20 protein-coding genes are annotated in these 24,698 nt (G+C 42.1%); 14 read left to right on the top strand and 6 right to left on the bottom strand.

The window, feature by feature from the left end; translation table 11 throughout:
• Positions 1 to 163: 163 nt before the first annotated feature.
• The 6 genes from U3A58_RS19625 (at position 164) to U3A58_RS19600 (ending at position 5,250) form a co-directional block, all read left to right on the top strand.
• Positions 164 to 1,426, top strand: a complete 1,263-nt coding sequence (locus U3A58_RS19625) for a replication-associated recombination protein A (protein WP_323826100.1) — start codon at positions 164 to 166, stop codon at positions 1,424 to 1,426.
• A gap of 201 nt (positions 1,427 to 1,627) precedes the next feature.
• Entirely contained in the window at positions 1,628 to 2,080 is a 453-nt protein-coding gene (locus U3A58_RS19620) for a MarR family winged helix-turn-helix transcriptional regulator (protein ID WP_323826099.1), read from the top strand.
• Between the two features lie 154 nt (positions 2,081 to 2,234).
• Complete coding sequence (locus U3A58_RS19615) at positions 2,235 to 3,239, top strand: NAD(P)/FAD-dependent oxidoreductase (RefSeq protein ID WP_323826101.1); 1,005 nt, start codon at positions 2,235 to 2,237, stop codon at positions 3,237 to 3,239.
• Positions 3,240 to 3,254: 15 nt separating this feature from the next.
• Positions 3,255 to 3,575, top strand: a complete 321-nt coding sequence (locus tag U3A58_RS19610; protein ID WP_323826098.1) for a 2Fe-2S iron-sulfur cluster-binding protein — start codon at positions 3,255 to 3,257, stop codon at positions 3,573 to 3,575.
• Between the two features lie 232 nt (positions 3,576 to 3,807).
• Positions 3,808 to 4,254, top strand: a complete 447-nt coding sequence (locus U3A58_RS19605; RefSeq protein WP_323826097.1) for a YybH family protein — start codon at positions 3,808 to 3,810, stop codon at positions 4,252 to 4,254.
• Between the two features lie 252 nt (positions 4,255 to 4,506).
• Complete coding sequence (locus U3A58_RS19600) at positions 4,507 to 5,250, top strand: Dph6-related ATP pyrophosphatase (protein ID WP_323826096.1); 744 nt, start codon at positions 4,507 to 4,509, stop codon at positions 5,248 to 5,250.
• A 4-nt stretch (positions 5,251 to 5,254) separates the two neighbouring features.
• On the opposite strand, the gene U3A58_RS19595 is transcribed toward U3A58_RS19600, so the two are convergent.
• On the bottom strand, positions 5,255 to 7,153 hold the full coding sequence (locus U3A58_RS19595) for a TIGR00341 family protein (protein ID WP_323826095.1): 1,899 nt from the start codon (positions 7,151 to 7,153) through the stop codon (positions 5,255 to 5,257).
• Between the two features lie 27 nt (positions 7,154 to 7,180).
• Positions 7,181 to 8,518, bottom strand: a complete 1,338-nt coding sequence (locus tag U3A58_RS19590; RefSeq protein ID WP_323826094.1) for an AGE family epimerase/isomerase — start codon at positions 8,516 to 8,518, stop codon at positions 7,181 to 7,183.
• 103 nt (positions 8,519 to 8,621) lie between these two features.
• On the opposite strand from U3A58_RS19590, the gene parS reads away from it, so the two are divergent.
• Entirely contained in the window at positions 8,622 to 9,050 is a 429-nt protein-coding gene (gene parS, locus U3A58_RS19585; protein ID WP_323826093.1) for a type II RES/Xre toxin-antitoxin system antitoxin, read from the top strand.
• Positions 9,047 to 9,511 carry an RES family NAD+ phosphorylase gene (locus U3A58_RS19580; RefSeq protein WP_323826092.1) on the top strand — a complete coding sequence of 155 codons (465 nt, stop codon included), beginning with the start codon at positions 9,047 to 9,049 and terminating at the stop codon, positions 9,509 to 9,511. The genes parS and U3A58_RS19580 overlap by 4 nt, the downstream gene beginning before the upstream one ends.
• 10 nt (positions 9,512 to 9,521) lie before the next feature.
• Here U3A58_RS19580 and scpA read toward each other — a convergent pair whose 3' ends face one another.
• Together scpA and U3A58_RS19570 are read right to left on the bottom strand one after the other, a co-directional pair.
• A complete protein-coding gene (gene scpA / locus U3A58_RS19575) occupies positions 9,522 to 11,642 on the bottom strand; it encodes a methylmalonyl-CoA mutase (protein ID WP_323826091.1) in 2,121 nt (706 codons plus the stop codon).
• Positions 11,639 to 13,048 carry a methylmalonyl-CoA mutase family protein gene (locus U3A58_RS19570; protein ID WP_323826090.1) on the bottom strand — a complete coding sequence of 470 codons (1,410 nt, stop codon included), beginning with the start codon at positions 13,046 to 13,048 and terminating at the stop codon, positions 11,639 to 11,641. Before U3A58_RS19570 ends, scpA begins: the two co-directional genes overlap by 4 nt.
• A gap of 405 nt (positions 13,049 to 13,453) precedes the next feature.
• Between U3A58_RS19570 and dnaA the strand changes: the two genes are divergently transcribed.
• Complete coding sequence (gene dnaA / locus U3A58_RS19565; RefSeq protein WP_323826089.1) at positions 13,454 to 14,872, top strand: chromosomal replication initiator protein DnaA; 1,419 nt, start codon at positions 13,454 to 13,456, stop codon at positions 14,870 to 14,872.
• A gap of 82 nt (positions 14,873 to 14,954) precedes the next feature.
• Here dnaA and U3A58_RS19560 read toward each other — a convergent pair whose 3' ends face one another.
• Positions 14,955 to 15,371, bottom strand: a complete 417-nt coding sequence (locus U3A58_RS19560; protein ID WP_323826088.1) for a nucleotidyltransferase substrate binding protein — start codon at positions 15,369 to 15,371, stop codon at positions 14,955 to 14,957.
• Between the two features lie 143 nt (positions 15,372 to 15,514).
• Entirely contained in the window at positions 15,515 to 16,963 is a 1,449-nt protein-coding gene (locus U3A58_RS19555) for a S1C family serine protease (protein ID WP_323826087.1), read from the bottom strand.
• Between the two features lie 234 nt (positions 16,964 to 17,197).
• Here U3A58_RS19555 and U3A58_RS19550 point away from each other — a divergent pair, with 234 nt between their 5' ends.
• From U3A58_RS19550 to U3A58_RS19530, 5 genes are all read left to right on the top strand, one after another.
• Entirely contained in the window at positions 17,198 to 18,364 is a 1,167-nt protein-coding gene (locus U3A58_RS19550) for a 1-deoxy-D-xylulose-5-phosphate reductoisomerase (RefSeq protein WP_323826086.1), read from the top strand.
• Entirely contained in the window at positions 18,364 to 19,686 is a 1,323-nt protein-coding gene (gene rseP, locus U3A58_RS19545) for an RIP metalloprotease RseP (RefSeq protein ID WP_323826085.1), read from the top strand. Before U3A58_RS19550 ends, rseP begins: the two co-directional genes overlap by 1 nt.
• A 259-nt stretch (positions 19,687 to 19,945) precedes the next feature.
• Entirely contained in the window at positions 19,946 to 22,435 is a 2,490-nt protein-coding gene (gene lon, locus U3A58_RS19540) for an endopeptidase La (protein WP_323826084.1), read from the top strand.
• Between the two features lie 101 nt (positions 22,436 to 22,536).
• Positions 22,537 to 23,934: an ATP-dependent protease ATPase subunit HslU gene (gene hslU / locus U3A58_RS19535; protein WP_323826083.1), complete on the top strand. Its 1,398-nt coding sequence runs from the start codon at positions 22,537 to 22,539 to the stop codon at positions 23,932 to 23,934.
• Positions 23,935 to 23,961: 27 nt separating this feature from the next.
• Complete coding sequence (locus U3A58_RS19530; protein ID WP_323826082.1) at positions 23,962 to 24,696, top strand: SDR family NAD(P)-dependent oxidoreductase; 735 nt, start codon at positions 23,962 to 23,964, stop codon at positions 24,694 to 24,696.
• Positions 24,697 to 24,698: the final 2 nt, after the last annotated feature.

The raw sequence follows: 24,698 nt of genomic DNA, 5'->3' as shown, positions 1-24,698 counted from the left end.
AAAGACTACATTTAAGTCTTGTTTTTCCACACCTCAAAGTACATATTTTGAGTAAAACAAGAAAGGCTAGCCGAGTAATCGACTAGCCTTTTAAACTATCTACTTTTGAGACAGCCTCTTTCTTTTTTGTCTAGTATCTTGCACGCCTAAGTCTAGCTAGCAAATGAACAATACCCCTCTTGCAGAACGCATGCGCCCAACGCGATTGGAAGATCTGATTGGACAAGAGCATTTGTCTGCGCCCAACTCATTTCTTTTCAAAGCAATAAAATCCGGCAATGTGCCTTCACTTATTCTTTGGGGACCTCCGGGAGTAGGGAAAACGACCATAGCCAATATCATAGCAAATGAAATCAAAGCACCTTTCTACACGCTCAGTGCGATCAGTTCTGGGGTGAAAGATATCAGGGAGGTAATCGAAAAAGCGAAGTTTCAGCAAGGAGTAGTACTTTTTATCGATGAGATTCACCGCTTCAATAAATCCCAGCAAGATGCTTTATTAGGTGCTGTAGAAAAAGGAGTCATTCGTCTGATTGGAGCCACCACAGAGAACCCTTCCTTTGAAGTCAATGCTGCATTACTTTCGAGATGTCAGGTCTTTACGTTGAATTCACTTGGCAAAGCTGAGCTTGAGGCTATGGTTCATCAGGCTTTGGAGAAGGATGTTGAGTTGAAAAAAATCGAGGTAATTATTGAAGAAAACGATGCACTTTTAAGGATTTCTGGAGGAGATGGACGAAAGCTGCTGAATTTGCTGGAAATTGTTATTGATGGGATCAATGAAAATCCAAGTGTGATCACCGATGAAAAAGTGATGCAGATCGCGCAGCAGAAAGTGGCTCTCTACGACAAGTCAGGAGAGCAGCATTACGATATCATTTCAGCTTTTATCAAATCCATCCGCGGTTCGGATCCAAATGCGGCTGTGTATTGGCTGGCACGGATGATCGAGGGGGGGGAGGATGTGAAGTTTATAGCGAGACGCTTGCTGATTTTAGCTTCAGAAGATATAGGTAATGCCAATCCAAATGCCTTGCTGTTAGCTACCAACTGTTTCGAGGCGGTCAAGATCATAGGTTATCCGGAATCTAGAATCATACTTTCTCAATGCGTAACTTATCTGTCGAGTTCACCGAAAAGTAATGCAGCCTACATGGCAATTAATCAGGCTCAGGCCCTAGTTCGGGAGAAAGGCGATTTGTCCGTTCCGCTTCATCTGCGCAATGCTCCGACGAGACTGATGAAGGATTTGAACTATGGAAAATCGTACAAGTATTCCCATGATTTTCCTGGTAATTTTGTGAGTCAGGAGTTTTTGCCCGATGAAATCAAAGGAATGAAGTTGTACGATCCGGGGGAAAATGCCAGGGAAAATGAATTGAGAAAATACTTAAGTTCCAAGTGGCAAGGGAAGTACGGGTATTAATGAGTAGGCATTCAAAAGCGTAATTTTTCAATTGTTAATATGGAATGATGAATGTCGAATGCTGAGTATTGAAGTTTCTAGCGCTCTCAACTCTCTGATTTCTTTCGCATTGCTTCTATAAACCTACAAACCCCATAAAAATAATAGAGAATTGTTTTCTCCAGTTAGATTTTTTATATATTTGTCACACTAACTATTGGTATGACACAAGAGCAATATTCAAAGTATTCATTTCTATTGGACCGAACAGCCCGAAAAGTGAAGCAATATGCTCAGCAACAGTTTAAATCTGGAGAATTTGATGTGACTGTGGATCAGTGGTTGGTACTTAAGAATCTGTCAGAAAACGATGTGCTGAGCCAGACAGAATTGGCAAATTTGGTTTTTAAAGACCATCCTACGCTTACCCGTATTATTGATTTGCTCTGTAAAAAAGGGTACGTAGAGCGAGTGCCACATCCTCAGGACAGACGTAGTTTTCAATTGCATTTGACAGAGACGGGTGTATCCAAAGTCACTTCTTTGAGACCGGAAATACATCACATCAGAGAGAAAGCCTGGGAAAACCTGAGTCCCCGTGATTTCGAAGAGTTCAAACGGATTCTCAATACGATATATCAAAACCTCGACGGAGAATCTCTAGACTATAAATAATTAAATAAAAGGAAATTTTGAACCGGGGAAGCACCCCAAATTTTCATATACCATGATCCATACAGACCTTTGTATTATCGGAGCCGGCCCAGTAGGCCTATTTGCAGTGTTCGAAGCTGGTTTGCTGAAAATNCACCCCAAATTTTCATATACCATGATCCATACAGACCTTTGTATTATCGGAGCCGGCCCAGTAGGCCTATTTGCAGTGTTCGAAGCTGGTTTGCTGAAAATGCGCTGTCACCTCATCGATGCCCTGCCTCAGGTGGGTGGTCAGCTTTCGGAGATTTATCCTCAGAAACCCATTTATGATATCCCCGGGTATCCGGAAGTAAATGCGCAGGATCTGGTGGACAATCTTATGGAGCAGGCCAAGCCGTTTTCTCCCACGTTCACATTGGGTGAGCGTGTAGATCACTTGGACAGGCAAGAAGATGGATCCTTTATCGTGACTACAAGCGACAAAACCCATGTACACGCGAAGGTGATTGTTATTGCCGGGGGCTTGGGTTGTTTCGAACCTAGAAAGCCAGTAGTGGAGAATCTGGAGCTTTTTGAAGGCAAGGGAGTGACCTATATGGTGAAGAATCCGGAAACCTTCCGTGATAAGAATGTGATTCTTGCGGGTGGAGGAGATTCTGCTCTAGATTGGACTATTTTTCTTTCGAAAGTGGCTAAAAGAGTGACATTGGTTCACCGAAATGAAACGTTCCGTGGAGCACCTGATTCAGCTTCCAAAGTGTTTGATCTGGCCAACAACGGAAAAATTGATCTGATCCTTTCTGCCAACCTGAAAGAATTGGGAGGAAATGGGAAATTGGATTCAGTGACCTTTGTGGATAAATCCAAAATTGAAATAAAGCTAGAGGCGGATTACCTGATTCCTTTATTTGGGCTGAGCCCTAAATTAGGCCCGATTGCGGACTGGGGATTGAGCATTGATAAAAATGCGATAGAAGTAGATACCCGTGATTACTCTACCGGTGTGGACCGAATCTATGCGATCGGTGATATCAATACCTATCCGGGCAAATTGAAGCTTATTCTTTGTGGATTCCATGAAGCTGCGATAATGATGCACTCTGCCTTTAAATATGTGTACCCTGATCAAAAATTAAGCTTCAAATACACGACTGTTAATGGTGTCAATTCATTTTAATTCTATTTTTGCGGCATGGTTAATTTCACTGTAGAAGATCAAGAAGGAAATCGTCAAGAATGTGAAGCCCCGGATGATATGGGTTTTAACCTGATGGAAATCCTCAAAGCATATGAATATCCAATATTGGCTACCTGTGGCGGTATGGCACTTTGTGGCACTTGTCACATAGAAGTGTTGGAAGGTAAGGGTGAACTTGGTGAAGCCACCGATCCTGAATTGGATCAGTTGGAAACCATGCCCGAATACTTCCCAACATCCAGATTGGCATGTCAAATCCGAATTGGCGATGTATTGGAAGGTGCGGTTCTTAAACTCCGAGGAGAAGATCAGTAAGCAATTAGTCTCATAAATACTCTTAAAGCCACTCAGCAATGCGTGGCTTTTTTGTGAGTTTTTTTACCACAGAGGTCGCGAAGGTCACGCAAAGGTGGCAGATGTCCTGCTTCTCCTGAAGCTGGACTTTGTTCGTTTTACTGGGAAAGCGAGACTAGCTCCGTAATTGTTTTTAGGGAAAAAGTGTAAATTACTTCAAATTAAAAGGGTCTGATCGCCAAGACTAAACTTTATGAAAACCTTTCTCTTCCTTTTCTTTTTCTTGATCAGCTCATCAGCATTTTGCCAGAATCCTTTGAATACAAAGGGAGAATCCCAAGAAATTATTAATCTGATCAATTCGTATTCGAAAACTCGGGATACTAAAGATACTGTATTACTGAAGAAGATCTTAACTGAAGATATCGATCAGCTCGTTTCTTCTGGGGAATGGCGCAAGGGAATGGCAGCGGCAGTCAAGGGAATGATGGAAAGTTCTGCCTCAAATCCTGGCGAAAGAACACTGAAAGTTGAGTCAATTCGGTTTATCAGTCCCGATGCGGCGATAGTAGATGCCCGTTATGAAATCATAAATGGGAATGGCACAATCCGCAAAATGTGGAGCACATTTGTGGTTGTGACAGAGACAGAGCAATGGAAAATTTCAGCTATCCGAAATATGCTTCCGGCGGGGAATTAATTTATTACCCATTTACGGTTGCCCTCTTCTACCATACACTCGGATACTAAAATGGTAATTAGGCTGGTGGACCGGCTCAATTCATGTTATTTGGGTTCCATAGTACGTTACTCCTTTTACTTTAGGGTTAAGGTAAGTTTTCCAAGTCGCATTTCTAATCTTGCAGTTTATATAAATGTGCTGATTTTTTAGTTCTATAGTAAGCAGGGATTTCGCTCAATCCGAATTACTTTTAGCAAAACAAAATCTAGCATGTTGGTCAAAGAAAAAGCACTTTTCAACTGGAGCGGAGGCAAAGATTCTGCACTAACTTTATATAAGCTGCAGCAGTCTCAAGACATTAATATAGCCTGTCTCCTCACGAGCATCAGTCAGAAATATCAGCGGATATCCATGCATGGTGTTCGGGTGGAATTATTGGAGGCACAAGCGAGAAGTTTAGGAATTCCTCTTGTTAAAATGGAGGTTCCCGATATGCCGTCGATGAGAGTCTATGAAGAGACCATGAGGAATACACTATTCAAATTGAAACAAGATGGAATAACAGCCTCGGTTTTTGGTGACATTTACCTAGAAGACCTCAGAGCCTATCGCGAGAATAAATTAGCTGAGCTAGATTTAACAGGTGTGTTCCCTCTTTGGAAGCAACCTACAGATCAATTGATCCATGAGTTTTTGAATTTGGGATTCAAGACGATCACTACTTGTGTAAATGAGAAATACTTGGATAAGAGTTTCGTAGGTCGGGTGATAGATGCTGATTTTCTGAAAGATCTTCCTACCAATGTCGATCCGTGCGGAGAGAATGGAGAGTTTCATACGTTTGTGTATGATGGGCCAATTTTCAGTAAACCTATAAATTTTGAAAAGGGGGAGGTTGTTCTCAGAAAGTATGAAGCGCCCAAAACTAAAGATGATCCTGATCAGTGTTTTTCTAATGAAAAGGAAGATCCAACCCACTATGGATTTTGGTACTGTGATTTAATTCCTGTGTAGCAACTTACTTTTCAATATCTCCTATTCTCACGCCCAAGGTTAATTCAAGCGAAATTTCCTGGTCTATTTCCGCCTCAATTTCTTTTCTGATGTCTAAGAAATCCTGCTCATCCAGAGCCTTTTCAGAGAGAATAGTCACGGACAATTTTAGTGGCTGCATTTGAATGACTTTTACTTCCCGAAGTAGTCCATGGGGAATTTCTTTGCCGCTTAGGTCTTGGATAATGATGTTTTCCTTTACCATTTCGTTGAAACTAAGACCCAGTGGCAATGCGATGATGATCAAAATCCCCAGGCTGATCAGCAAGCCTCTTTTGGCAAGCCTGAATGGACTAAATCCCAGAGTGAGGAAAGTTAAGGAAGCAGCCATTACGATTCCTGCCAGGTTTGTTCCCAGTAAGAGCATAGCTCCCCAGAATACACTCCAATCTGCCCATCCGATTCCAATTCCAGCCACCGCAAGCGGCGGAACCAATGCTACCGAAATAGCAACTCCGGCAAGCGTTTTGGAGATCTCTTCTTTGGAATAAGCATAAGCTCCTGCGATCCCAGAGGCGATAGCAATACCCAAATCCAGCAGATTGGGACGTATTCTGGCAATTATCTGATTGTTCAGTATTTCCAATGGCGTGATCAAGGTAATTAAAATGGAAAAGATCAGACCCAAGACAATTCCCCAAAATATAGTGATCAGACTGTTTTTGATCAACAAGGCGTCCTGTCTAAGTGCACCCATAGCTAATGAAATAATAGGCCCCATCAAAGGCGCTAAAATCATCGCCCCGATGACAACAGGAGCTGAATCACCGAAGAGTCCAAATGTCGCAATCATGGTGGACAAAGCCATCAAAACCAGATAGGAAGAGCTTGTCTGCGCGTTTTTTTTCAATAAGGAAAATAGCTCTTTGAATTCGTCCGAAGTGGCATGACGAACCCAAGGTAGGAAGGAATGAAGCAGTTCTTCTTTAAGTCTTCCGGTTGGAAGTAATTTGGCATTGATTTCACCTGGGCCATCTTTTTCTTCGGCTTCGATTAATGAAGCTCCCGGAAGCAGTTTGATCTTCTCTTCTACAAGATTTATCGTTAATTCTTTTTCCTCACCTTCTTCACCGTCTAAGGCGAATTGGATTGGTTCTGAAGATGAGATCACAGCTTCGCTTGTTGAGATATACCCGACAAAACTTGGAAGTGAGCCGCCTTTTATTGGGAAAAATAAGTTTTGAAGTCCAAATTGAATGAGGGAAAACAAACTTTTGGGAGCCAAAATCAACAAATGTATGCGACCATCATCGAGTCCCGATTCCTGGATTACACGGCGGAATATCAAGTTGGTTTCGCAGTGAGCGACAGCCAAAATGCCCATAGCAGCAGTTTCTATCGTTTTTTCTTCGTCACTGTCATCTTTGTATTTGATGGTGTAGGGCTTGAGTTTTACCTTGCGGAAAAGTCTGACAAGTTGGGTGAATCTGATTTTTATACCCTCAAAGAACTTGTTGGCTGAATTTGAGTAGAGAATGCTTAAGGAGGTGCCTATGAGCAAGGAATTGAAGGTCAATTGCCCGTTCACTTGCATGAGGTCGATTTCTGGTAGTTCCGCCGCTTCTTGAATTTCTTCCCAAGCATCTTCAAAATTGCTGTTAATGCCAAAGCCTTTTCTGCCTTGTTCCATTTTTGGATGGGGGAGTAGTCCTACGTTGATTTCACTGTCTTTTAGCTTTTCAAAGAGTTCTTTGAGTAGGGGGTCTGGCAAGGAACAGGCGAGCCAATCAGCTGATGAATAGTCACCTAGGTTGAGTTCAGCATAGGAAATATGGTTATCGAGCTTTGAGTCTAGCCTTTCGATTAACTCCTCTAGCTTTTCCTTCTCCGTTTCCGGATCATACACAAAAGTGATTTTCTTCATTTTAGGCTTTCAAAACTGTGAATGCTTTCATTCTGAATGTGCGCTCATTTCTCTCAATCGATTTATGCAGTGATCCAAAGATCTATAATGATGGTAGATCCCTTTCCAAATATTTCCTTTGCCTACCGTTTTTAATTCTGGTTGTTTATCCAATCCTCCAGAATACCAATCTCCGTTTTCATGATCGATTAAATAGGTATCACAATAGTCCCAAAGTTTAAGAAACGCTTCATAATAATTTTGTGGATCGTCTGGATAAAGCTCAGCCATAAGTAGCAAAGCATTCATTCCTTCGGCCTGCGCCCACCAGTTTTTGGTATCGTGGGTGATCCGAAAACCATCTTTGAAATAATAACCTTCATCATAAAAGCCACCAACACTTTCATCCCAGCCATTTTCTAGCGCATGATCTATCATTTTTTTGGCTATGGTATGTGTGGTGCTGTCATTTTCCCAGCCTAAAGTCTCAGATGCTTCTATCATCAAAAAGCCAGTTTCCACATCATGACCAAATGACACATGATCCAATTGATGATGAGTTAGAATAACTTTCTCAGTAGAATCCACGAATGTCACAGGGCTCCAATCAGGATGGAGAAAGAGTGTCAAGTAGCCTTTTTCTGTCACGATTTGATCTCTGATCAGCAGCAGCATTTCTTCCAATCGATCTCTGACCACGGAATCTGGCCAAACCTGATAGAGTTCAGTGAATGCTTCAAGCAAATGGATGGAGCTGTTTTGATCTTTATATCCCAGATCGGAAGTGGTTGGGGTGGCGGCTGGCCTGGAAATAGGGGCACCATCAGGACTCAAGTGTTGATTATACCCTCCATTTATTGAGTCATGTGCATGATAGTCTAGCCAGTAAAATGCTTCTTTAGCAAGTTCCAAAGCAGATTTATCACCCGATGCTTCATAATAGGCGGCGAGTGCAAAGATTCCAAATGCATTCCCATAGGCTGTTTTCATAGGATCGCCGAGCTGATTTCCTTGTTTGTCCACCAACCAATAAAATCCGCCGTTTTGGTCATCCCACATTTTATCTCTTAAGAATTCATAACCATGTTTTGCTCCTTCTTTGTAATAATCAATTTCAGGATACTTTAGTGAAGCTTTGGAATTCGTCCATACGTGGCGGGATTGAGTTACAATCATCTTTTCCTGCTTTTCTTCAGGTTGAAAATCGTATGTAAAATTGCTCAGAAACCCGCCATCTACGGTATCCATTGACTGAGGATACCATTTGTCGAGAACTTCTGATTTGAGATGCTTTTCTAATTGGTTGGCAAGGATTGCTTTTTCACTTTTCTCTGATGGGACGCATCCAAAGAAAAGTGGCAAAAGTAGAAGGTAGGAGTATCTCATAGGTATTAAGAGTTTTTTTAGGGGGAAAAATTAAATTATAAAACGGAAACCAGACATTTGTCGTTATATTTGTGACAATTGTATGAATTTTAACTGATTTGCCATGACTCAATATGCCATTTTTGATCCAGAAGTAGCCTATAATACTACTGATGACTTGTTTATTAACAACATAATTTCACTTGTGAGGCAAGGCGTTTCATTTGAAGATTTTGACAGATTTGCTTCAAAGAGCGCATTTTCCTCTTCAGAATGGTCAGAATTTTTACACATCTCTGAGCGCACTATGCAACGATACCACAAAGAAAAAAAGTCATTTGATTCTTTACAATCAGAAAAGATAATCGAAATAGCATTACTTCAAAAGAGAGGAGTAGAAGTATTCGGTAACAAGTCAAAATTTCAGAATTGGCTTGAAACGCCCTGCTTGGCTTTGGGAGACTTAGTGCCGAAATCTTTTTTGGACAGCAGTTTTGGGATAACTCTTTTGAAAGATGAGCTGACTAGAATTGAATATGGGGTCTTGGCATGAGGGTTTTCCGTCTTAGTAAACGCAAGTTCTCTCATGATTTATCAGGCAAAGGAGCAGAAATAGCAGGCGGAAGATGGAACAGTAAAGGGAAGGCCCTGCTCTACACCAGCCAATCCAGAGCACTTTGCACTGCAGAAATCGCTGTCCACACGCCTTTGGGTAATATTCCAATCGATTATGAGATTGTGGAGATTAGTATTCCTGAAGAAATTATTTCTTTAAAGGAAATTGAGATTTCTGAACTGCCTCTAGAATGGAAATCAATTCCCCATTCACATGCTAGCCAAGAGATTGGAGATAAGTTTCTATATGAAAATAAGTTCTTGGTATTCAAAGTGCCTTCCGTGATAGTTCAGGGAGAGTTCAGCTTTTTGATCAACCCAGCTCATCCACGATTTAAAGAGGTAGAAATTACTTCAATTAATCCATTTGAATTTGGTGTCGGCCTGTTTGTGAAATAATACTTTTAAATCAATCTTTAATCAACTTTTCCAATATTTCAATGGCTGCCTCTGAAAGAACAGTGCCTGGGCCGAAAACTGCAAATACCCCGGCATCCTTAAGAAACTGATAATCTTTTGGAGGGATTACTCCACCGGCGACCACCATAATATCCGGCCTTCCCAATTCTTTCAATGCATCGATTAGCTGTGGAACCAATGTCTTGTGTCCTGCTGCCAAAGAGGATGCTCCGACTATATGCACATCGTTTTCGATAGCTTGCTGCGCAACTTCAGCTGGTGTCTGGAAAAGTGGGCCTATATCTACATCAAAACCCATATCTGCAAATCCAGTTGCGATGATTTTTGCACCACGGTCATGTCCATCTTGGCCCATTTTGGCCACCATTATTCTGGGACGGCGACCTTCCAATTCGGCAAATTCGTTGGAAAGCAGGATTGCTTTTTCAAATGAGTTTTGATTTTTCACTTCTGCTGCATATACTCCAGTGATAGATTTGGTTTGTGCTTGATGGCGACCAAAGGCCTCCTCCATAGCATCTGAGATTTCTCCCAAAGTAGCTCTTTTTCTAGCTGCATCAATCGCCAGTTCAAGTAGATTTCCTTCCCCTGATTTCGCAGCTTTCGTCAGTGTTTCCAGACTGGTATACACTTCATTCTGATTTCTGGACTCCTTCACTTTTTTCAATCTGATAAGTTGTGATTCCCGGACAGCTTGATTATCCACGTCCCGAACTTCTATTTCAGATTCTTCATCCACCTGATAGCGATTTACACCTACAATAATGTCCCGTCCACTGTCAATTCGAGCTTGCTTCTTGGCGGCAGCTTCTTCTATTCTGAGTTTAGGCAATCCTGCTTCTATCGCTTTAGCCATTCCACCTAGCTCTTCCACTTCCTCGATCAATGCCCAAGCGCGTTGTACTAACTGATCTGTCAAAAACTCTAGATAATGTGAACCTCCCCATGGATCGACCACCTCTGGAATACCGGTTTCTTCCTGCAGAACCAATTGGGTATTTCTGGCAATTCTTGCAGAGAAGTCCGTTGGCAAAGCAATAGCTTCATCTAAAGAATTGGTGTGAAGGGATTGGGTGTGTCCCATTACTGCGGCAAGGGCTTCGACTGCAGTTCTGGTTACATTATTATAAGGATCTTGCTCAGTAAGTGACCAGCCTGATGTTTGGCAATGGGTTCTTAGTGCAAGTGATTTGTCAGATTTAGGATTGAATTGCTTGACTATTTTCGCCCAAAGCAAACGACCTGCCCGCATTTTGGCGATTTCCATAAAGTAATTCATCCCGATACCCCAGAAAAAGGAAAGCCTGGGAGCGAAATTATCTATATCCAAACCAGCTTTTACTCCTGTTTTCAAGTATTCCAATCCATCAGCAAGAGTATAAGCCAATTCTATATCTGCCGTGCCTCCAGCTTCCTGCATGTGATAGCCAGAGATAGAAATAGAATTGAACTTCGGCATGAGCTCAGAAGTGAATTTGAAAATATCCGCTATAATCCGCATCGAGGGCTGTGGCGGATAGATATAGGTATTTCGCACCATGAATTCCTTCAGGATATCATTCTGTATTGTTCCGCTGAGTTGTTCGGGATTCACACCTTGCTCTTCAGCAGCGACGATATAAAAGGCCAGAATTGGAATTACCGCACCGTTCATAGTCATGGATACAGACATTTGATCCAAAGGAATCTGGTCAAAAAGCAGCTTCATGTCTTCTACAGAGTCTATTGCCACTCCGGCTTTGCCCACATCACCGACTACGCGAGGGTGATCAGAATCATACCCTCGATGAGTAGCTAGGTCAAAAGCCACCGAAAGACCTTTTTGCCCTCCGGCTAAGTTTTTTCTGTAGAAAGCATTGGATTCTTCGGCTGTTGAAAATCCCGCATATTGGCGGATAGTCCAAGGTCGCGTGCGATACATGGTGCTATAGGGACCTCGTAAATAAGGAGGAATTCCTGCCGCATAATTCACATGAGGGAGGTTTTCGATTTGTGACGCATCGAAAGTTGATGGTATAGAAATCTGTTCTGGAGCCTCCCAGTTGGTTTGGCCCACGGTTTGCGTAGGCTGAATTTCCGATGATTTCCAATTTTTCAAGTCTGGTCTCATGCGTTGCTCTGGTGATTTTGTTCTACTAAGTAGGTCGCTCGGCTTGGGAGCAATTCAAAGTCTTTTTCGATTAATGGCTCAAACGCCTGATAGTTTTCCAGCTCGCCATTTGTGAGGTATTTATTTGCACCAACTTTTATATTGGAGTCTGATAGTACTTTTTTCTGGGCTGTTTCGCGGGAATTTCGTATTGCTTTGTGCAAGGTTCGATCTTCGAAACTTTTTAGCCAGCCCTCTTTTTCTTCTAATCCCTGAAGGCTGGAAATCACGGTTTCTTCAATTTGCTGTTGCAGTTTTTCCAAGTAAAATGACCCTGCTGCGGGATCCATCACCTTATCGAGGTAGCTTTCTTCCTTGAGAATGGATGAAATATTTCTCCCTATTCTCTTTTCCAAAATTGAAGCATTTTTCCCCTGTACAGGCTTTACCCATAGTGAATTTCCCCCTCCAAGGATTCCTGCCATGGCCTCATAAGTTTGGCGGATAAGATTGGTGTTTTGATCTAAAAGCGATTTGCTCCAGGTGCTGGTGGAGGTGATTATTTGGATGTTTTCCATTTCGATTTGCACACCGTAATTGGAGGCTAGCTCTACGATCAGCTTACGCAAAGCTTTTATTTTTGCGATTTCCGGAAAATGAGAATCTCCTATAGCCGTATGAAAAGCCACATTTTCAAATACCTGTGTAGGTGAAATCGCTTTTTTCGAAAGCTTGTCGATCAGCTCAATTACTTCACCTAATCCGTAAGTCAGCTCTTGGATTCCAGTAGCACCGGTATTTGCGTAGCGTGATAAATCAATTGTCATGGGGTAAAAATCTCTGAACTCTTTGAAATCATGTATTGCTTGAGCAGCTTGGTCAATTCCCAAATCGAAATTCTCTCCACTGTGAAACAACTCATCGCAGGGATTCCAAAAGATTGCTCCGCTCAGCATGCATGGTTTCAGGCTTAAAGATTCAATCCATTCCTGAATCAATCGAAAAAACTGAATTGTATCTCCAGTAGGTAAAAAATAGGATGATAAAAACTCCGTGTGAACACCTTTCAGAAGCTGATTTAAATTTTCCGTCCCTTCTAAATGAAGGATTATCCCATCTGCGCCGTTTTGAAGTGAATGTAAAATTTCATCGTTAGATGTCTTTTCATCTTCCGGAAAAATAGAAACTAGATTATTCCAGATTCTTGGAGACATTCCGGGGAGTATTGAGGTAGGGTGAAATTTGTATTCGACCGGAGTAGAGCCATTAAGATCTTCTGCTGTATAGAATGGCTGAATTTTGATTTTCTCCCAAAGCATGGAAGTAAGTGTGTCTTCAAAATCCTTCCCGTTGAGGTCACTTTTTACTTGATTAATCCAGTCTTCTTTACTGGACGGGGGGAATGTATAAAAGTCCTGATCTGTCATAATTGGGTTTAAATAATACTGAATCCGAATTTCCACAAATAAAAAACCATTTCTTGATTAGTAGTTGCAGATCACTATGGTCTCTATCAAAATTAGGAAAATGAAGGGGAATTCAAGAGTCTTACCGATTTGCTGTAATATTTTGATTTGTTTTTCATGACTTTTCAATATACTGAAAATGAGTTTAGTTCTTAAAATTGAACAAAATAGGCACTGATTCACGCTATTCGGAATCCCTAAATCTGAAAAGGATTTGGATACCAAATTTCCTTTGGTTGGAGAAAATGAGTTGGCCAAAAACTCAATATTTCAAGAAGAATTCAATTTTTTATTTAAGTTAATTTTCGTCAAATTTGACACCCTTGCACCTACCGCAAGATCTTTGTTTTTCAGAAATCTTCTCTAATGAGTTCAGAAGCTAGCGCCGTTTGGAATGAATGTTTACGTGTTATCGAACAACACGTCAATGAGCAGAGCTTTTCTACTTGGTTTAAGCCCATCAATCCCGTCAAACTGGAAGGTACTTCACTGACCATCCAGGTTCCGAGTCAGTTTTTCTACGAATGGCTGGAGGATAATTATGTTCAGGAGTTAAAAATTGCCATCAAAACTACTTTGGGGCAAAGCGGAAGATTGGAGTATGCTGTCGTGGTAGATAGAGGAAACTCTTCGAATCAGCCTTATGTAGTTTCTTTTCCTCAAGGAAACGCAGGGAATAAAAAGCCTCAAATAGCTGTGGAACCGGATAGGACTCCTTTTGAGATGAAATCCCTCAATGCTGAGGCATTGACGAATAGTAATCTTAATCCGACCTATACTTTTACTACTTACATAGAGGGCGATTGTAACAGGCTGGCACGATCGGCAGGTTTTGCTGTGGCGACCAAGCCAGGAATTACTTCCTTTAATCCATTGATGGTCTATGGTGGAGTAGGACTTGGGAAAACCCACTTGGTGCAAGCTATCGGAAACGAGATCAAAAATGGTCCAGAAGACAAGTTTGTGCTCTATGTTTCCTCAGAGAAATTTGTAAATCAATTCATGGACTCCATCAAGGATGGAAATGTGAAAAGCTTTACCAACTTCTACATGCAAGTGGATGTGTTGATTATCGACGATATTCAGTTTTTGGCAGGAAAAGACAGAACGCAGGAGATGTTCTTCCATATTTTCAATCACCTTCATCAAAGTAAGAAGCAAATCATTATGACTTCGGATTGCCCGCCTAGGGATCTGAAAGGCTTGGAGGAGCGATTGCTTTCCCGATTCAAATGGGGCTTGACTGCAGATTTGCAAATGCCTGATTTTGAGACGAGGGTAGCTATTATACGAAGGAAAATGCAGTCAGAGGGGATTATTATTCCAGATGATGTAGTAGAATACCTTGCTTACACGGTGGATACCAACGTGCGTGAGCTGGAGGGCATCCTTATCTCTTTAATTGCACATGCTTCTCTGAATCGTGTGGAAATCAGTCTTGAACTTGGTAAGACGGTGATGAAAAACATCATCAAGGATATTGAAACGGAGGTTGGAGTAGATTTTATCCAAAAGACTGTTTCAGAATACTATGGGATAGCGCTTGATGACTTGAAGGCCAAAACCCGTAAAAAGGAGATAGTGACAGCGCGTCAAGTAGCGATGTATTTCTGCAAAGAATTTACCAATCATTCTCTGAAGTCAATTGGGTATCACTTTGGAGGAAGAGATCACTCTACAGTGATTCACGCTGTGCAGACGGTGAATGATATCATGGAAACTGATAGTTCATTCCGTAATGCGGTATTGGAATTGAAGAAAAAATTCAAGATGAGGTCTTACTAAGAGATTTCAACCAGCCAATTAGGCGAAGTTTTACTTCTTATTTCATACAAAAGTTGCTCTTCACAGAAATTGACAGTGAAAATTATTCATTTAGCTTTTTGCCCATGGTATCTTCCAATAGCAGCAGAAGTCGGATGTAACGTTTCTGGATATTTTCCAGAAATTTCTCCTGAGTATCAATCTCATAGATAGGATTGTATTGGATACGATCTATCACGATGTCTAGCCAAGCTTTTCCATCATCTATTAATTCTGCGTGAAATGCTTCGACAGTCAAATCCCTTGAACCTGAAAATGGGCCTTTGCCTATCTGTTTGAAATAATGTGTAATTACATTCAGTGCTAACTCATGAGTTCCCTCAAAATGCTGCAACAGATCCCTGGCTTGTGATTCAGTCAATTTGCCATTTTTTGTACGCTTTGCATAATCTGTAAGATCGGCCAGTGCATCACTGAATTCTTCTAGACATTTCTCGCAGGATTTGAGGACAGTTTTCATGGGAAGACGAGTTTTGGGTTTGATTGCATTTTCGCTGGTCTGAAAGTCCATATAAAGTACTAAAATGATTCGATATAACTAAGGTGTTTAAGTCGAAAACTTGGATATCTCATTGTGCATTCTAGGCTCGTCTTCCCATAAGTTTATCTCACTGAGTAACTTTGCATAAATGGCTGTCCATTAGAAGCTACCCCCTCAAGAAGTAGTCTGCCACTAAATTTCTCCAGATAAGCGCCTACTTTGGTTGGATCCTTAGCAGGTTCACTGTTGATCTGAGTGATTACGAATCCTTCTCGTAGTCCAAGCTCTCTCAAATAGCCTCGGGTCAAACCAGTGATTTTGATGCCATAATCTACTCCAAACTTGTCTTTCTCGATGGTATTGACCGCTTCTAGTCTGGCTCCTAAGATGCCCGAACTGTAAAATTCCCGTTTGATGACACCATTGCCACCTTCAAGGTTCTGGAGTTTTAAATTTGCGGTTTGTGGAGCCCCATTTCTGAGATAGCTTACAAAAAGTTGATCTCCTGGGTAATAGTAGGAAATTGCTTCTTCAAAACTTCCTTTGCCAGTAATCGCCTGAGAACCCAGACTCGTGATCACATCGTTGCGTTGCAGTCCAGCTCGCTCTGCTGCGCCATCTTTGATCACGTGCGTCACAATTACTCCATCCAGCGTCTTGATGTTCATTTGTTCAGCCAGCTCAGGAGTGATTTCCACAGCATCTATTCCAGGAATAGCTTTTTGGACTTCTCCATATTGAATCAAGTCATTGGATACTTTCATCGCTATATCTACAGGTACTGCAAAGCCATATCCAGTGTAGGAACCTGTTCTGGAAAGGATGGCGGTATTTATCCCAACCAATTCTCCATTGATATTAACCAGCGCTCCACCTGAATTGCCAGGATTAATAGGTGCGTCTGTTTGGATAAAGCTTTCCAAAGGGAAATCCCCGCCTAGAATATTGATTTGTCGCTCTTTGGCAGAAACTATCCCTGCGGTGACGGTGGAAGTAAGGTTAAATGGGTTTCCAACAGCAAGTACCCATTCTCCAATCCTCAGATCTCGGCTACTGCCACGCTTGATCGCGGGAAGGTTTGTCTCTTCTATTTTCAATACAGCGATATCGGTGTTTTTATCTGTACCGACTAATGTCGCTTTATAGGTTCTTTTCTTATGTACGACTTCTATGGTCTCGGCTCTGTCAATTACGTGGTTGTTGGTTACTATGTATCCGTCATCTGAGATGATCACGCCAGATCCTGTGCTCACTTGCTGAGAAGGGGCACCTCCTCCTCCAAAGAAGTAATCAAACATGCTGTATCTCCTTGGATCCGTTCCTGAGAAGTTCTTTATGAATACGACTGATTCAGTGCTGTTTATAGAAGCTTCTACGAATGAAATAGGTGCTTCAGTAGAGGAGTAGGTAGTTGCTGGCTGGTATTGCGAAGTAAAACGTACTTCCGTTTGATTGTTTTTTGAGAAATCAGAGAATTGCTCTGGTTCATTAACATCGATTGTGGTCCAAACTGCAGCTCCGGCCAAGCCTGCCAGAAAGGAAATTCCGGTTGTTTTGAATAGACTGTTCATAGGCGAATCATTTTATCAAGTTGACGGGTGCAAAAACATTCCGTTGAGTTAATTCACATTTTTTAAGTTCTGTATTAAGGGTTTCTCAGACTTTGGCTCTTTAATATTGTGCCATTCGGCAAAAACTGACGAATTGTACGAGGAAAAGTGGGAGCATCTTGTAATTTTGTCAGCAATTGAGAAAACCTCCATATAATGTAAGGTTTTAATTACTCAACAATCCTAAAAAACTGAATGACAGAACCAAAACGCGTAGCCATCCTGGGAAGTACCGGAAGCATTGGTACTCAAACCTTAGAGGTAATTCGTCAGCATCCTGAAAATTTCATCGTGGAGGTGCTTACCGCACAAAATAATGCAGAGTTACTGATAGCACAGGCACTGGAATTCACTCCAAATGCCGTAGTCATTGGTAATGAAAATCTCTACGCGCAAGTCCGGGATGTCTTGCTACCCAAGGATATTAAGGTCTATGCCGGCATCAAGGCGATAGCTCAAATCGTCGAGATGGAAACTATCGATGTGGTATTGACAGCATTGGTCGGATATTCTGGATTGATTCCTACGGTGAATGCGATAAAAGCAGGTAAGCAGATAGCACTTGCTAATAAAGAGACGATGGTCGTGGCGGGTGAAATCATCACTGCCCTGGCTAAAGAAAATCGGGTGAATATTTTTCCGGTTGATTCGGAGCATTCGGCTATTTTCCAATGCTTGATCGGAGAATTTCACAATCCAATAGAGAAAATTATTCTTACTGCTTCCGGAGGGCCATTCAGAGGCAAGGATCGGGACTATTTGGAGACAGTCACGCGCGAGCAGGCGCTTAAGCATCCCAATTGGGAAATGGGAGCAAAGATCACAATTGACTCGGCTTCATTGATGAACAAGGGCTTGGAGGTGATCGAAGCGAAATGGTTGTTTGGCCTGAAAACCGAACAGATAGTAGTAGTCGTACATCCGCAGAGTATCATTCACTCGATGGTGCAGTTTGAAGACGGATCGATCAAAGCACAACTCGGATTGCCCGATATGCGTATCCCAATTCAGTTTGCCCTAAGCTTTCCTGATCGATTGAAAAGTGATTTCGAGAGATTTGACTTTATGAATTATCCTCAATTGACCTTCGAGCAACCCGATTTAAAGACTTTCAAAAATCTTCAATTTGCTTATGATGCGCTTGCAAAAGGTGGCAATTCGCCTTGCGTGCTAAATGCTGCCAATGAAATTGCGGTAGCTGCTTTCTTGAATGAAGAGGTAGGTTTTCTGGAAATGTCTGATTTGATTGGGGAAACTCTCGAAAAAGCTGAGTTTATTGCACATCCGAATTTGGAAGACTATGTACAGACAGATTTGCGGGCAAGAGAAATTACTAAAGAACTAATAACGAATAAAGTATAATGGATACCTTAATTATGGTGGGTCAATTACTCCTGGGATTATCAATCCTGGTGGGTTTGCACGAGTTGGGCCACTTGCTTACCGCCAAGATGTTTGGCATGAGAGTAGAGAAGTTTTCAATCGGGTTTCCTCCGAAAATCGCAGGGTTCCAGTATGGAGAAACCGAGTACTCCATAGGAGCGATACCATTGGGAGGATTTGTGAAAATCTCCGGCATGGTGGACGAATCCATGGATTCTGATCAAATGGCTGGAGAACCTCAGCCTTGGGAGTTTCGCTCTAAACCGGCTTGGCAGCGTCTTATCGTCATGCTGGGAGGCATTATCGTCAATGTCGTTACTGGTATTGTCATCTTTGTGATCCTGGTTTATAATAACGGTGAGACGTATTTTTCACGAGATCAAGTCGTAGAAAACGGCATTGTAGCATATGAGATCGGTGAATCTATCGGTTTGAAAACCGGGGACAAGATTTTGGACATCAATGGGGAGCTTTATCAATCTATCAATGATTTGACGTCTGGTTCAGCCTTGCTTAGCGAAAATGGCTACTATACGGTAGATCGTGGAGGAGAAATCATCCAAGTAGAAATCCCTAGAGGCTTCATCAATTCCTTTAATAGTCAGGAAGCTATGAATAGCTTTGTTGATATTCGGTATCCATTTGAATTAAAGGTGATAGACAAAGGTGGTGCAGCAGATAAAGCGGGGATCACTCCAGAAGATAAAATTCTTTCAGTGAATGGTCAGCCTGTTACTTACTTTGATGAGCTGCAAGCTGTGCTCGCAAACGCCAAAAGTCAGGAAGCAGATATTGAACTATTGACTAGCGCAAATGATACCATTCATACCATGGTGGCAGTCAGTGATCGTGGAACGATTGATATTGCTGTGACTCCGATGATAGACATGGTACAGCGCAAATATGGCTTTGCAGAATCACTTAAAAAGGGTACTACAAAAGCTTTTACAGTAGTCATCGTAAATGCGAAGGCGATGGGTAAAATGTTTACCGGTGAGGTGTCTACCAAAAACGTGAGTGGCCCAATCGGAATGGCAAAAATATACGGAGACACCTGGAACTGGACTAAATTCTGGACTATCACAGGGTTGATTTCTATGATATTGGCATTTATGAATCTACTTCCTATTCCCGCATTAGACGGAGGACACGTGATTTTCTTGCTTTATGAGATGATTTCCGGACGGGCACCATCGGATAGATTCTTGGAAAATGCCCAGAAGGTCGGGATGGTCATTCTTTTAGGATTAATGGTATTCGCTATCGGGAACGATGTGCTGAAGTTATTTATGGGGGATTAAAAGTTTGTAATTAGTTAGGTAGTGATATTTCTATTGAAACTATTCCAGATGACCAAGTCAAATGAATCTTTCGAAATCCCCAATAAATAGTACGCTCGCACAAAATCGATAAATAGGAAATTTGATTTTGCATAGTCTGCCAAACTGACTACTTCATCCTTTGGCATGCACCTTGACCCTTTAGGAAGAACCTTCGTGTTTTGGGGGTTCTTCTTTTATTTTAGCAAAAAACCGACAGCCTGGCTGTCAATATGTCTATATGAGCCAATTCGAAAATTCTGTGTTTCAAAACTTAATGGTCGGTGAATTTGCCGGTGAGGGAGATCTGATCCAGCTGATTACTGACGAAGAGGATGATGCACAAGGAAAGGAAATTCTTGAAGATGAGATTCCGATCCTTTCAGTGAGAAATACAGTCCTTTTCCCAGGTGTGGTCATCCCAATAACAGTGGGAAGGCAACGCTCTATACGTCTGGTGAAGAAAGCGCAAAAGGGAAATAAATTGATTGGAGTTTGCGCTCAGATCAATCCTAACATAGATGACCCTGGGTGGGAGGATATCTACCAAGTAGGTACGCTCGCCAAGATCATCAAAATGATTGTGCTTCCTGACGGGAATACCACCATCATTATTCAGGGCAAGAAGCGTTTCAAAATCAGTGAGCAAATCACCGATGATCCATATTTCCTTGCAAAGGCTGAGTATCTGGAGGAGAATTTCCCTAAAAGCTCCAAGAAGATTCAGGCGCTTGAAGAATCCCTGAAGGAATCAGCTACGCGAATTCTGCACTTGAATCCTGAGATACCCCGGGAAGCTCAGGTGGCTTTGGATAACATCGACAATACACCTTTTCTTACCCATTTTCTTTCTTCCAATATCAATGCTCCGGTGGAAGCCAAGCAACGATTGCTAGAGATCAACGACGGTGTGGAGCGAGCAACGCTTTTGCTTGAGTTCATGATGAAGGATATCCAGATGCTGGAACTGAAATCTGAAATTCAGAAAAAAGTGCATACTGATATCGACCAACAGCAACGGGACTATTTCTTACGCCAGCAGATGAAAGTGCTTCAGACGGAACTTGGTGATGAAGGTCCAGAAAAAGAGGTTGAGGATCTTGCCGCTCGTGGTGCATTGAAAAAATGGCCTCCAGAGGTCAACAAGCATTTTCAGAAAGAATTGGATAAAATCCTTAGAATAAATCCTTCTGCGGCTGAATATCCGATTGCGTTGAACTATGCGGAAACCATGGTGGAACTTCCCTGGAACGAGTTTACTCAGGATAATTTTGATCTGAATCATGCCAAAAAGGTGTTGGACGGAGATCACTTCGGACTAGAAAAAGTAAAGGAAAGAATCATTGAATACCTAGCTGTTTTGAAGTTGAAGAATGATCTGAAAGGCCCCATTCTTTGCCTTTATGGCCCTCCAGGTGTGGGTAAAACTTCTCTTGGTAAATCTGTAGCGGCAGCTTTGGGGAGAAAATACGTGAGAATGTCCCTAGGGGGAATGCATGACGAAGCCGAGATCCGTGGCCATCGAAAAACCTACGTAGGTGCTATGCCGGGTAAGATTATCCATAACATGAAAAAGGTGAAAATCTCAAATCCAGTATATGTATTGGATGAGATTGACAAGCTTTCTTCTGATTTCCGTGGGGATCCTTCTTCAGCGTTTTTGGAAGTGCTGGATCCAGAGCAAAACAATGCCTTCTTGGATAACTACCTGGAGGTAGAGTATGATTTGAGCAAAGTGCTTTTCATCGCGACAGCCAATTCCCTGGATACGATTCAGCCGGCATTGCGTGATAGAATGGAAATCATCGAAGTGACAGGCTATACCCAAGAAGAGAAGGTAGAAATTGCCAAGCGTCACTTGGTGCCCAAGCAGAGAAAGGAGCATGGATTGAAAGCCCGACAGATTTCTTTTGACAAGGCTGCTTTGGTGAAATTAATTGAAGATTATACCAGAGAATCCGGTGTGAGAAGCTTGGAAAGAGTAATAGGCAAAGTGGTGCGAAACATCGCCAAATCTATTGCAATGGAAGAGGAATATAATCCGAAGATCACGGCAACGGCAGTGAGAAAAATCTTGGGTTCGGAGATTTTCGACAAGGAATCATACACCGATAATAGCACGGCTGGCGTAGTCACTGGTTTGGCATGGACAAGCGTGGGCGGTGAGATTTTATTCATAGAAACTAGCCTTAGTAGGGGTAAAGGAAAGCTTACGCTTTCGGGTCAGCTTGGAGAAGTGATGAAAGAGTCAGCCATGACAGCCTTGTCATACCTGAAATCAAAAGCAGAAACATTGGGGATCGATCATAGAGTATTTGATCAATACGATCTTCATATCCACGTGCCTGCCGGTGCTGTCCCAAAAGACGGGCCTTCGGCTGGAATCACCATGCTCACGGCAATGGCCTCCGTATTTACTCAGAGAAAAGTGAAAGCAAGAGTTGCCATGACAGGTGAGATCAGCTTGATAGGCAAAGTGATGCCTGTGGGTGGTATCAAGGAGAAGATCCTAGCTGCCAAAAGAGCTGGAATCAAAGAGATTATCCTTTGCCGAAAAAATAAGCGTGATATTGAAGAGATCGATGAGCATTACATCAAAGGAGTAGAATTCCACTTTGTGGACAGAGTGGAGCAGGTGTTGGAGATTGCTTTACTAAAATCCATAGTAGATAATCCCGTTCATTTCAACTTGCAGTCCGAAAATGGAAAAGACCAGGAAAAGAGCCATTGATCACTCTTTCTATGAGACGCTTTTCTCCTATATTACACACCTACAAAGGCTCAGATCGGAATATTAACCACTACGGTCTGAGCACATTTTAACCTAGCATCATGGAAAAAATACTTTCACTTACTCCGAGGCAGATTGTCGCTGAGTTGGATAAATATATCATTGGGCAGAACGACGCCAAACGTAACGTTGCCATTGCACTCAGAAACAGAATTCGTCGCCTGATGGTGAAGACGGACATTCAAAAGGATATAGTGCCAAATAACATTTTGATGATCGGTCCCACCGGTGTGGGTAAGACGGAGATCGCCAGAAGATTAGCAAAAGTAGCTCATGCGCCATTCACCAAGGTGGAAGCATCTAAGTTCACTGAAGTGGGCTATGTGGGTCGCGACGTGGAGAGCATGGTGAGAGATCTTATGGAGCAGTCAGTTGCACTGGTAAGGGAACAGAAAAATGAGACTGTAAAAGCAAAAGCTGCCGATGCGGTGGAAGAGATTATCTTGGATGTATTGATTCCTCCGGTGAAAAGTGCTGGGTTTACACGTGCTATTCCTGTGGACTCCGATGAGAATTCTGAGCCAAGTAATGATGCCGAGCTGAACGAAAGAACCCGTGAGCGATTCAGAGAAAAACTTCGTGACGGAGAATTGGATGATCGTAAAATCGAGATCAGTGTGAAAGCAGGCTCTCCAATGGGTGTAGGGATGATCGGCAACGGAATGATGGATGATGCCAGTATGGCAGGTCTTCAGGATATGATTTCCAACATGATGCCCAAGAAAGTCAAAAAACGTAAAGTGAGTATTTCTGAAGCGAGGAAGATTTTGCTAGAAGAGGAAATGTCCAAGCTGGTTGACTTTGAAGAAGTGAAGGAAGAAGCGATCAAGCTAGCTGAAAACAACGGGATCATATTCATAGATGAGATTGATAAGATCGCATCGAAATCAAGTAAAAATGGTGGTGGACCAGATGTAAGCCGTGAAGGTGTACAGCGTGATTTACTTCCGATAGTGGAAGGATCAGCTGTAAATACCAAATACGGCGTCATCAATACCGATCACGTGCTATTTATTGCAGCGGGTGCTTTCCATGTGGCCAAACCTTCTGATTTGATCCCCGAATTACAAGGAAGATTCCCAATCCGGGTTGAACTTCAAAGTTTGACGCAGGAGGATTTTTCAAGAATTCTGCGTGAGCCAAAAAACGCACTGACCAAGCAATATCAAGCACTATTTGAATCTGAAGAAGTTTATCTGGAGTTTAATGATGAATCCATCGAGGAGATCGCCAGATTGGCATTTCTGATCAATCAGGAAGTGGAAAATATAGGAGCGAGAAGACTTCACACCGTGATGAGTCATTTGCTCAACGATTTCTTATTTGATGTACCTGATACGATCACAGCAAATTCCAAGATAATGGTGACCAAAGAAATGGTCCAAGATAGGTTAAGCTCCCTTGTTCAAAATAGAGACTTGTCTCAGTACATCCTTTAATACTGAATTGAAAAAAACAAACTAGCCATGCAGAAATCACTTCTCATACTTACAGGTCACAGCAAAGGTCTAGGAAGGGCTATTTTGGATATTTTCTTAGAAAAGGATGAGTATGATATTATTGCAATTTCCAGGACAAAACTAGAGTTGAACCATCCGAAATTGACCGAAATCAGCATTGACTTCGGGGAGCTAGAGGTGCTGGAAAATCAACTTTCTGAGTTGTTTCCACAAGGGGTATTTACAGAGATAATCCTGATCAATAATGCAGGGTGGATTGGTGAGATCAAGCCCGTGGGTAGTCTTCAGGTGAAAGAGATGAGGACACATGTCAATATTAATTTATTATCTCCTATGTTCATGACGAATGCCTTTGTGTCAGCATATAAGAATTCCAAAGCGAGAAAGATCATTTGTAATATAAGTTCGGGAGCTGCGTCCAAGCCAGTAGAAGGCTGGGCGGAATATTGCAGCACCAAGGCGGCGATAGCTATGTTTACCATGGTGGCAGCAAAGGAAAATACTGATTCCCTGTTTCGGTTTTTTAGTGTAGCTCCAGGGATCATAGATACGCAGATGCAGGAGGAAATCAGACAGGCTGATGGATTGGATTTTCCGCAAATTGAGCGCTTCAAAAGCTACAAGGATAGTGGGGATCTTTCTACACCGGAAGCAGTGGCCGCTAAGATCTGTTATTTGTTGGAAAATGAAAATGAATTCCAAGAGGTAATTCAGGATGTGCGGGACTTTGATTTGCCGTAGAG

It is taken from the genome of Algoriphagus persicinus (assembly GCF_035156415.1).
Taxonomy (GTDB): Bacteria; Bacteroidota; Bacteroidia; order Cytophagales; family Cyclobacteriaceae; genus Algoriphagus; species Algoriphagus persicinus.
Note: the sequence above shows the minus strand (reverse complement) of the source record. Positions and strands in the feature narration are given on the sequence as shown.

Excerpts from the sequence above, each read along its gene's own strand:
- U3A58_RS19625 (WP_323826100.1), top strand. The coding sequence starts at position 164 with ATGAACAATACCCCTCTTGCAGAACGCATGCGCCCAACGCGATTGGAA.
- U3A58_RS19620 (WP_323826099.1), top strand. The coding sequence starts at position 1,628 with ATGACACAAGAGCAATATTCAAAGTATTCATTTCTATTGGACCGAACA.
- U3A58_RS19615 (WP_323826101.1), top strand. The coding sequence starts at position 2,235 with ATGATCCATACAGACCTTTGTATTATCGGAGCCGGCCCAGTAGGCCTA.
- U3A58_RS19610 (WP_323826098.1), top strand. The coding sequence starts at position 3,255 with ATGGTTAATTTCACTGTAGAAGATCAAGAAGGAAATCGTCAAGAATGT.
- U3A58_RS19605 (WP_323826097.1), top strand. The coding sequence starts at position 3,808 with ATGAAAACCTTTCTCTTCCTTTTCTTTTTCTTGATCAGCTCATCAGCA.
- U3A58_RS19600 (WP_323826096.1), top strand. The coding sequence starts at position 4,507 with ATGTTGGTCAAAGAAAAAGCACTTTTCAACTGGAGCGGAGGCAAAGAT.
- U3A58_RS19595 (WP_323826095.1), bottom strand. The coding sequence starts at position 7,153 with ATGAAGAAAATCACTTTTGTGTATGATCCGGAAACGGAGAAGGAAAAG.
- U3A58_RS19590 (WP_323826094.1), bottom strand. The coding sequence starts at position 8,518 with ATGAGATACTCCTACCTTCTACTTTTGCCACTTTTCTTTGGATGCGTC.
- parS (WP_323826093.1), top strand. The coding sequence starts at position 8,622 with ATGACTCAATATGCCATTTTTGATCCAGAAGTAGCCTATAATACTACT.
- U3A58_RS19580 (WP_323826092.1), top strand. The coding sequence starts at position 9,047 with ATGAGGGTTTTCCGTCTTAGTAAACGCAAGTTCTCTCATGATTTATCA.
- scpA (WP_323826091.1), bottom strand. The coding sequence starts at position 11,642 with ATGAGACCAGACTTGAAAAATTGGAAATCATCGGAAATTCAGCCTACG.
- U3A58_RS19570 (WP_323826090.1), bottom strand. The coding sequence starts at position 13,048 with ATGACAGATCAGGACTTTTATACATTCCCCCCGTCCAGTAAAGAAGAC.
- dnaA (WP_323826089.1), top strand. The coding sequence starts at position 13,454 with ATGAGTTCAGAAGCTAGCGCCGTTTGGAATGAATGTTTACGTGTTATC.
- U3A58_RS19560 (WP_323826088.1), bottom strand. The coding sequence starts at position 15,371 with ATGAAAACTGTCCTCAAATCCTGCGAGAAATGTCTAGAAGAATTCAGT.
- U3A58_RS19555 (WP_323826087.1), bottom strand. The coding sequence starts at position 16,963 with ATGAACAGTCTATTCAAAACAACCGGAATTTCCTTTCTGGCAGGCTTG.
- U3A58_RS19550 (WP_323826086.1), top strand. The coding sequence starts at position 17,198 with ATGACAGAACCAAAACGCGTAGCCATCCTGGGAAGTACCGGAAGCATT.
- rseP (WP_323826085.1), top strand. The coding sequence starts at position 18,364 with ATGGATACCTTAATTATGGTGGGTCAATTACTCCTGGGATTATCAATC.
- lon (WP_323826084.1), top strand. The coding sequence starts at position 19,946 with ATGAGCCAATTCGAAAATTCTGTGTTTCAAAACTTAATGGTCGGTGAA.
- hslU (WP_323826083.1), top strand. The coding sequence starts at position 22,537 with ATGGAAAAAATACTTTCACTTACTCCGAGGCAGATTGTCGCTGAGTTG.
- U3A58_RS19530 (WP_323826082.1), top strand. The coding sequence starts at position 23,962 with ATGCAGAAATCACTTCTCATACTTACAGGTCACAGCAAAGGTCTAGGA.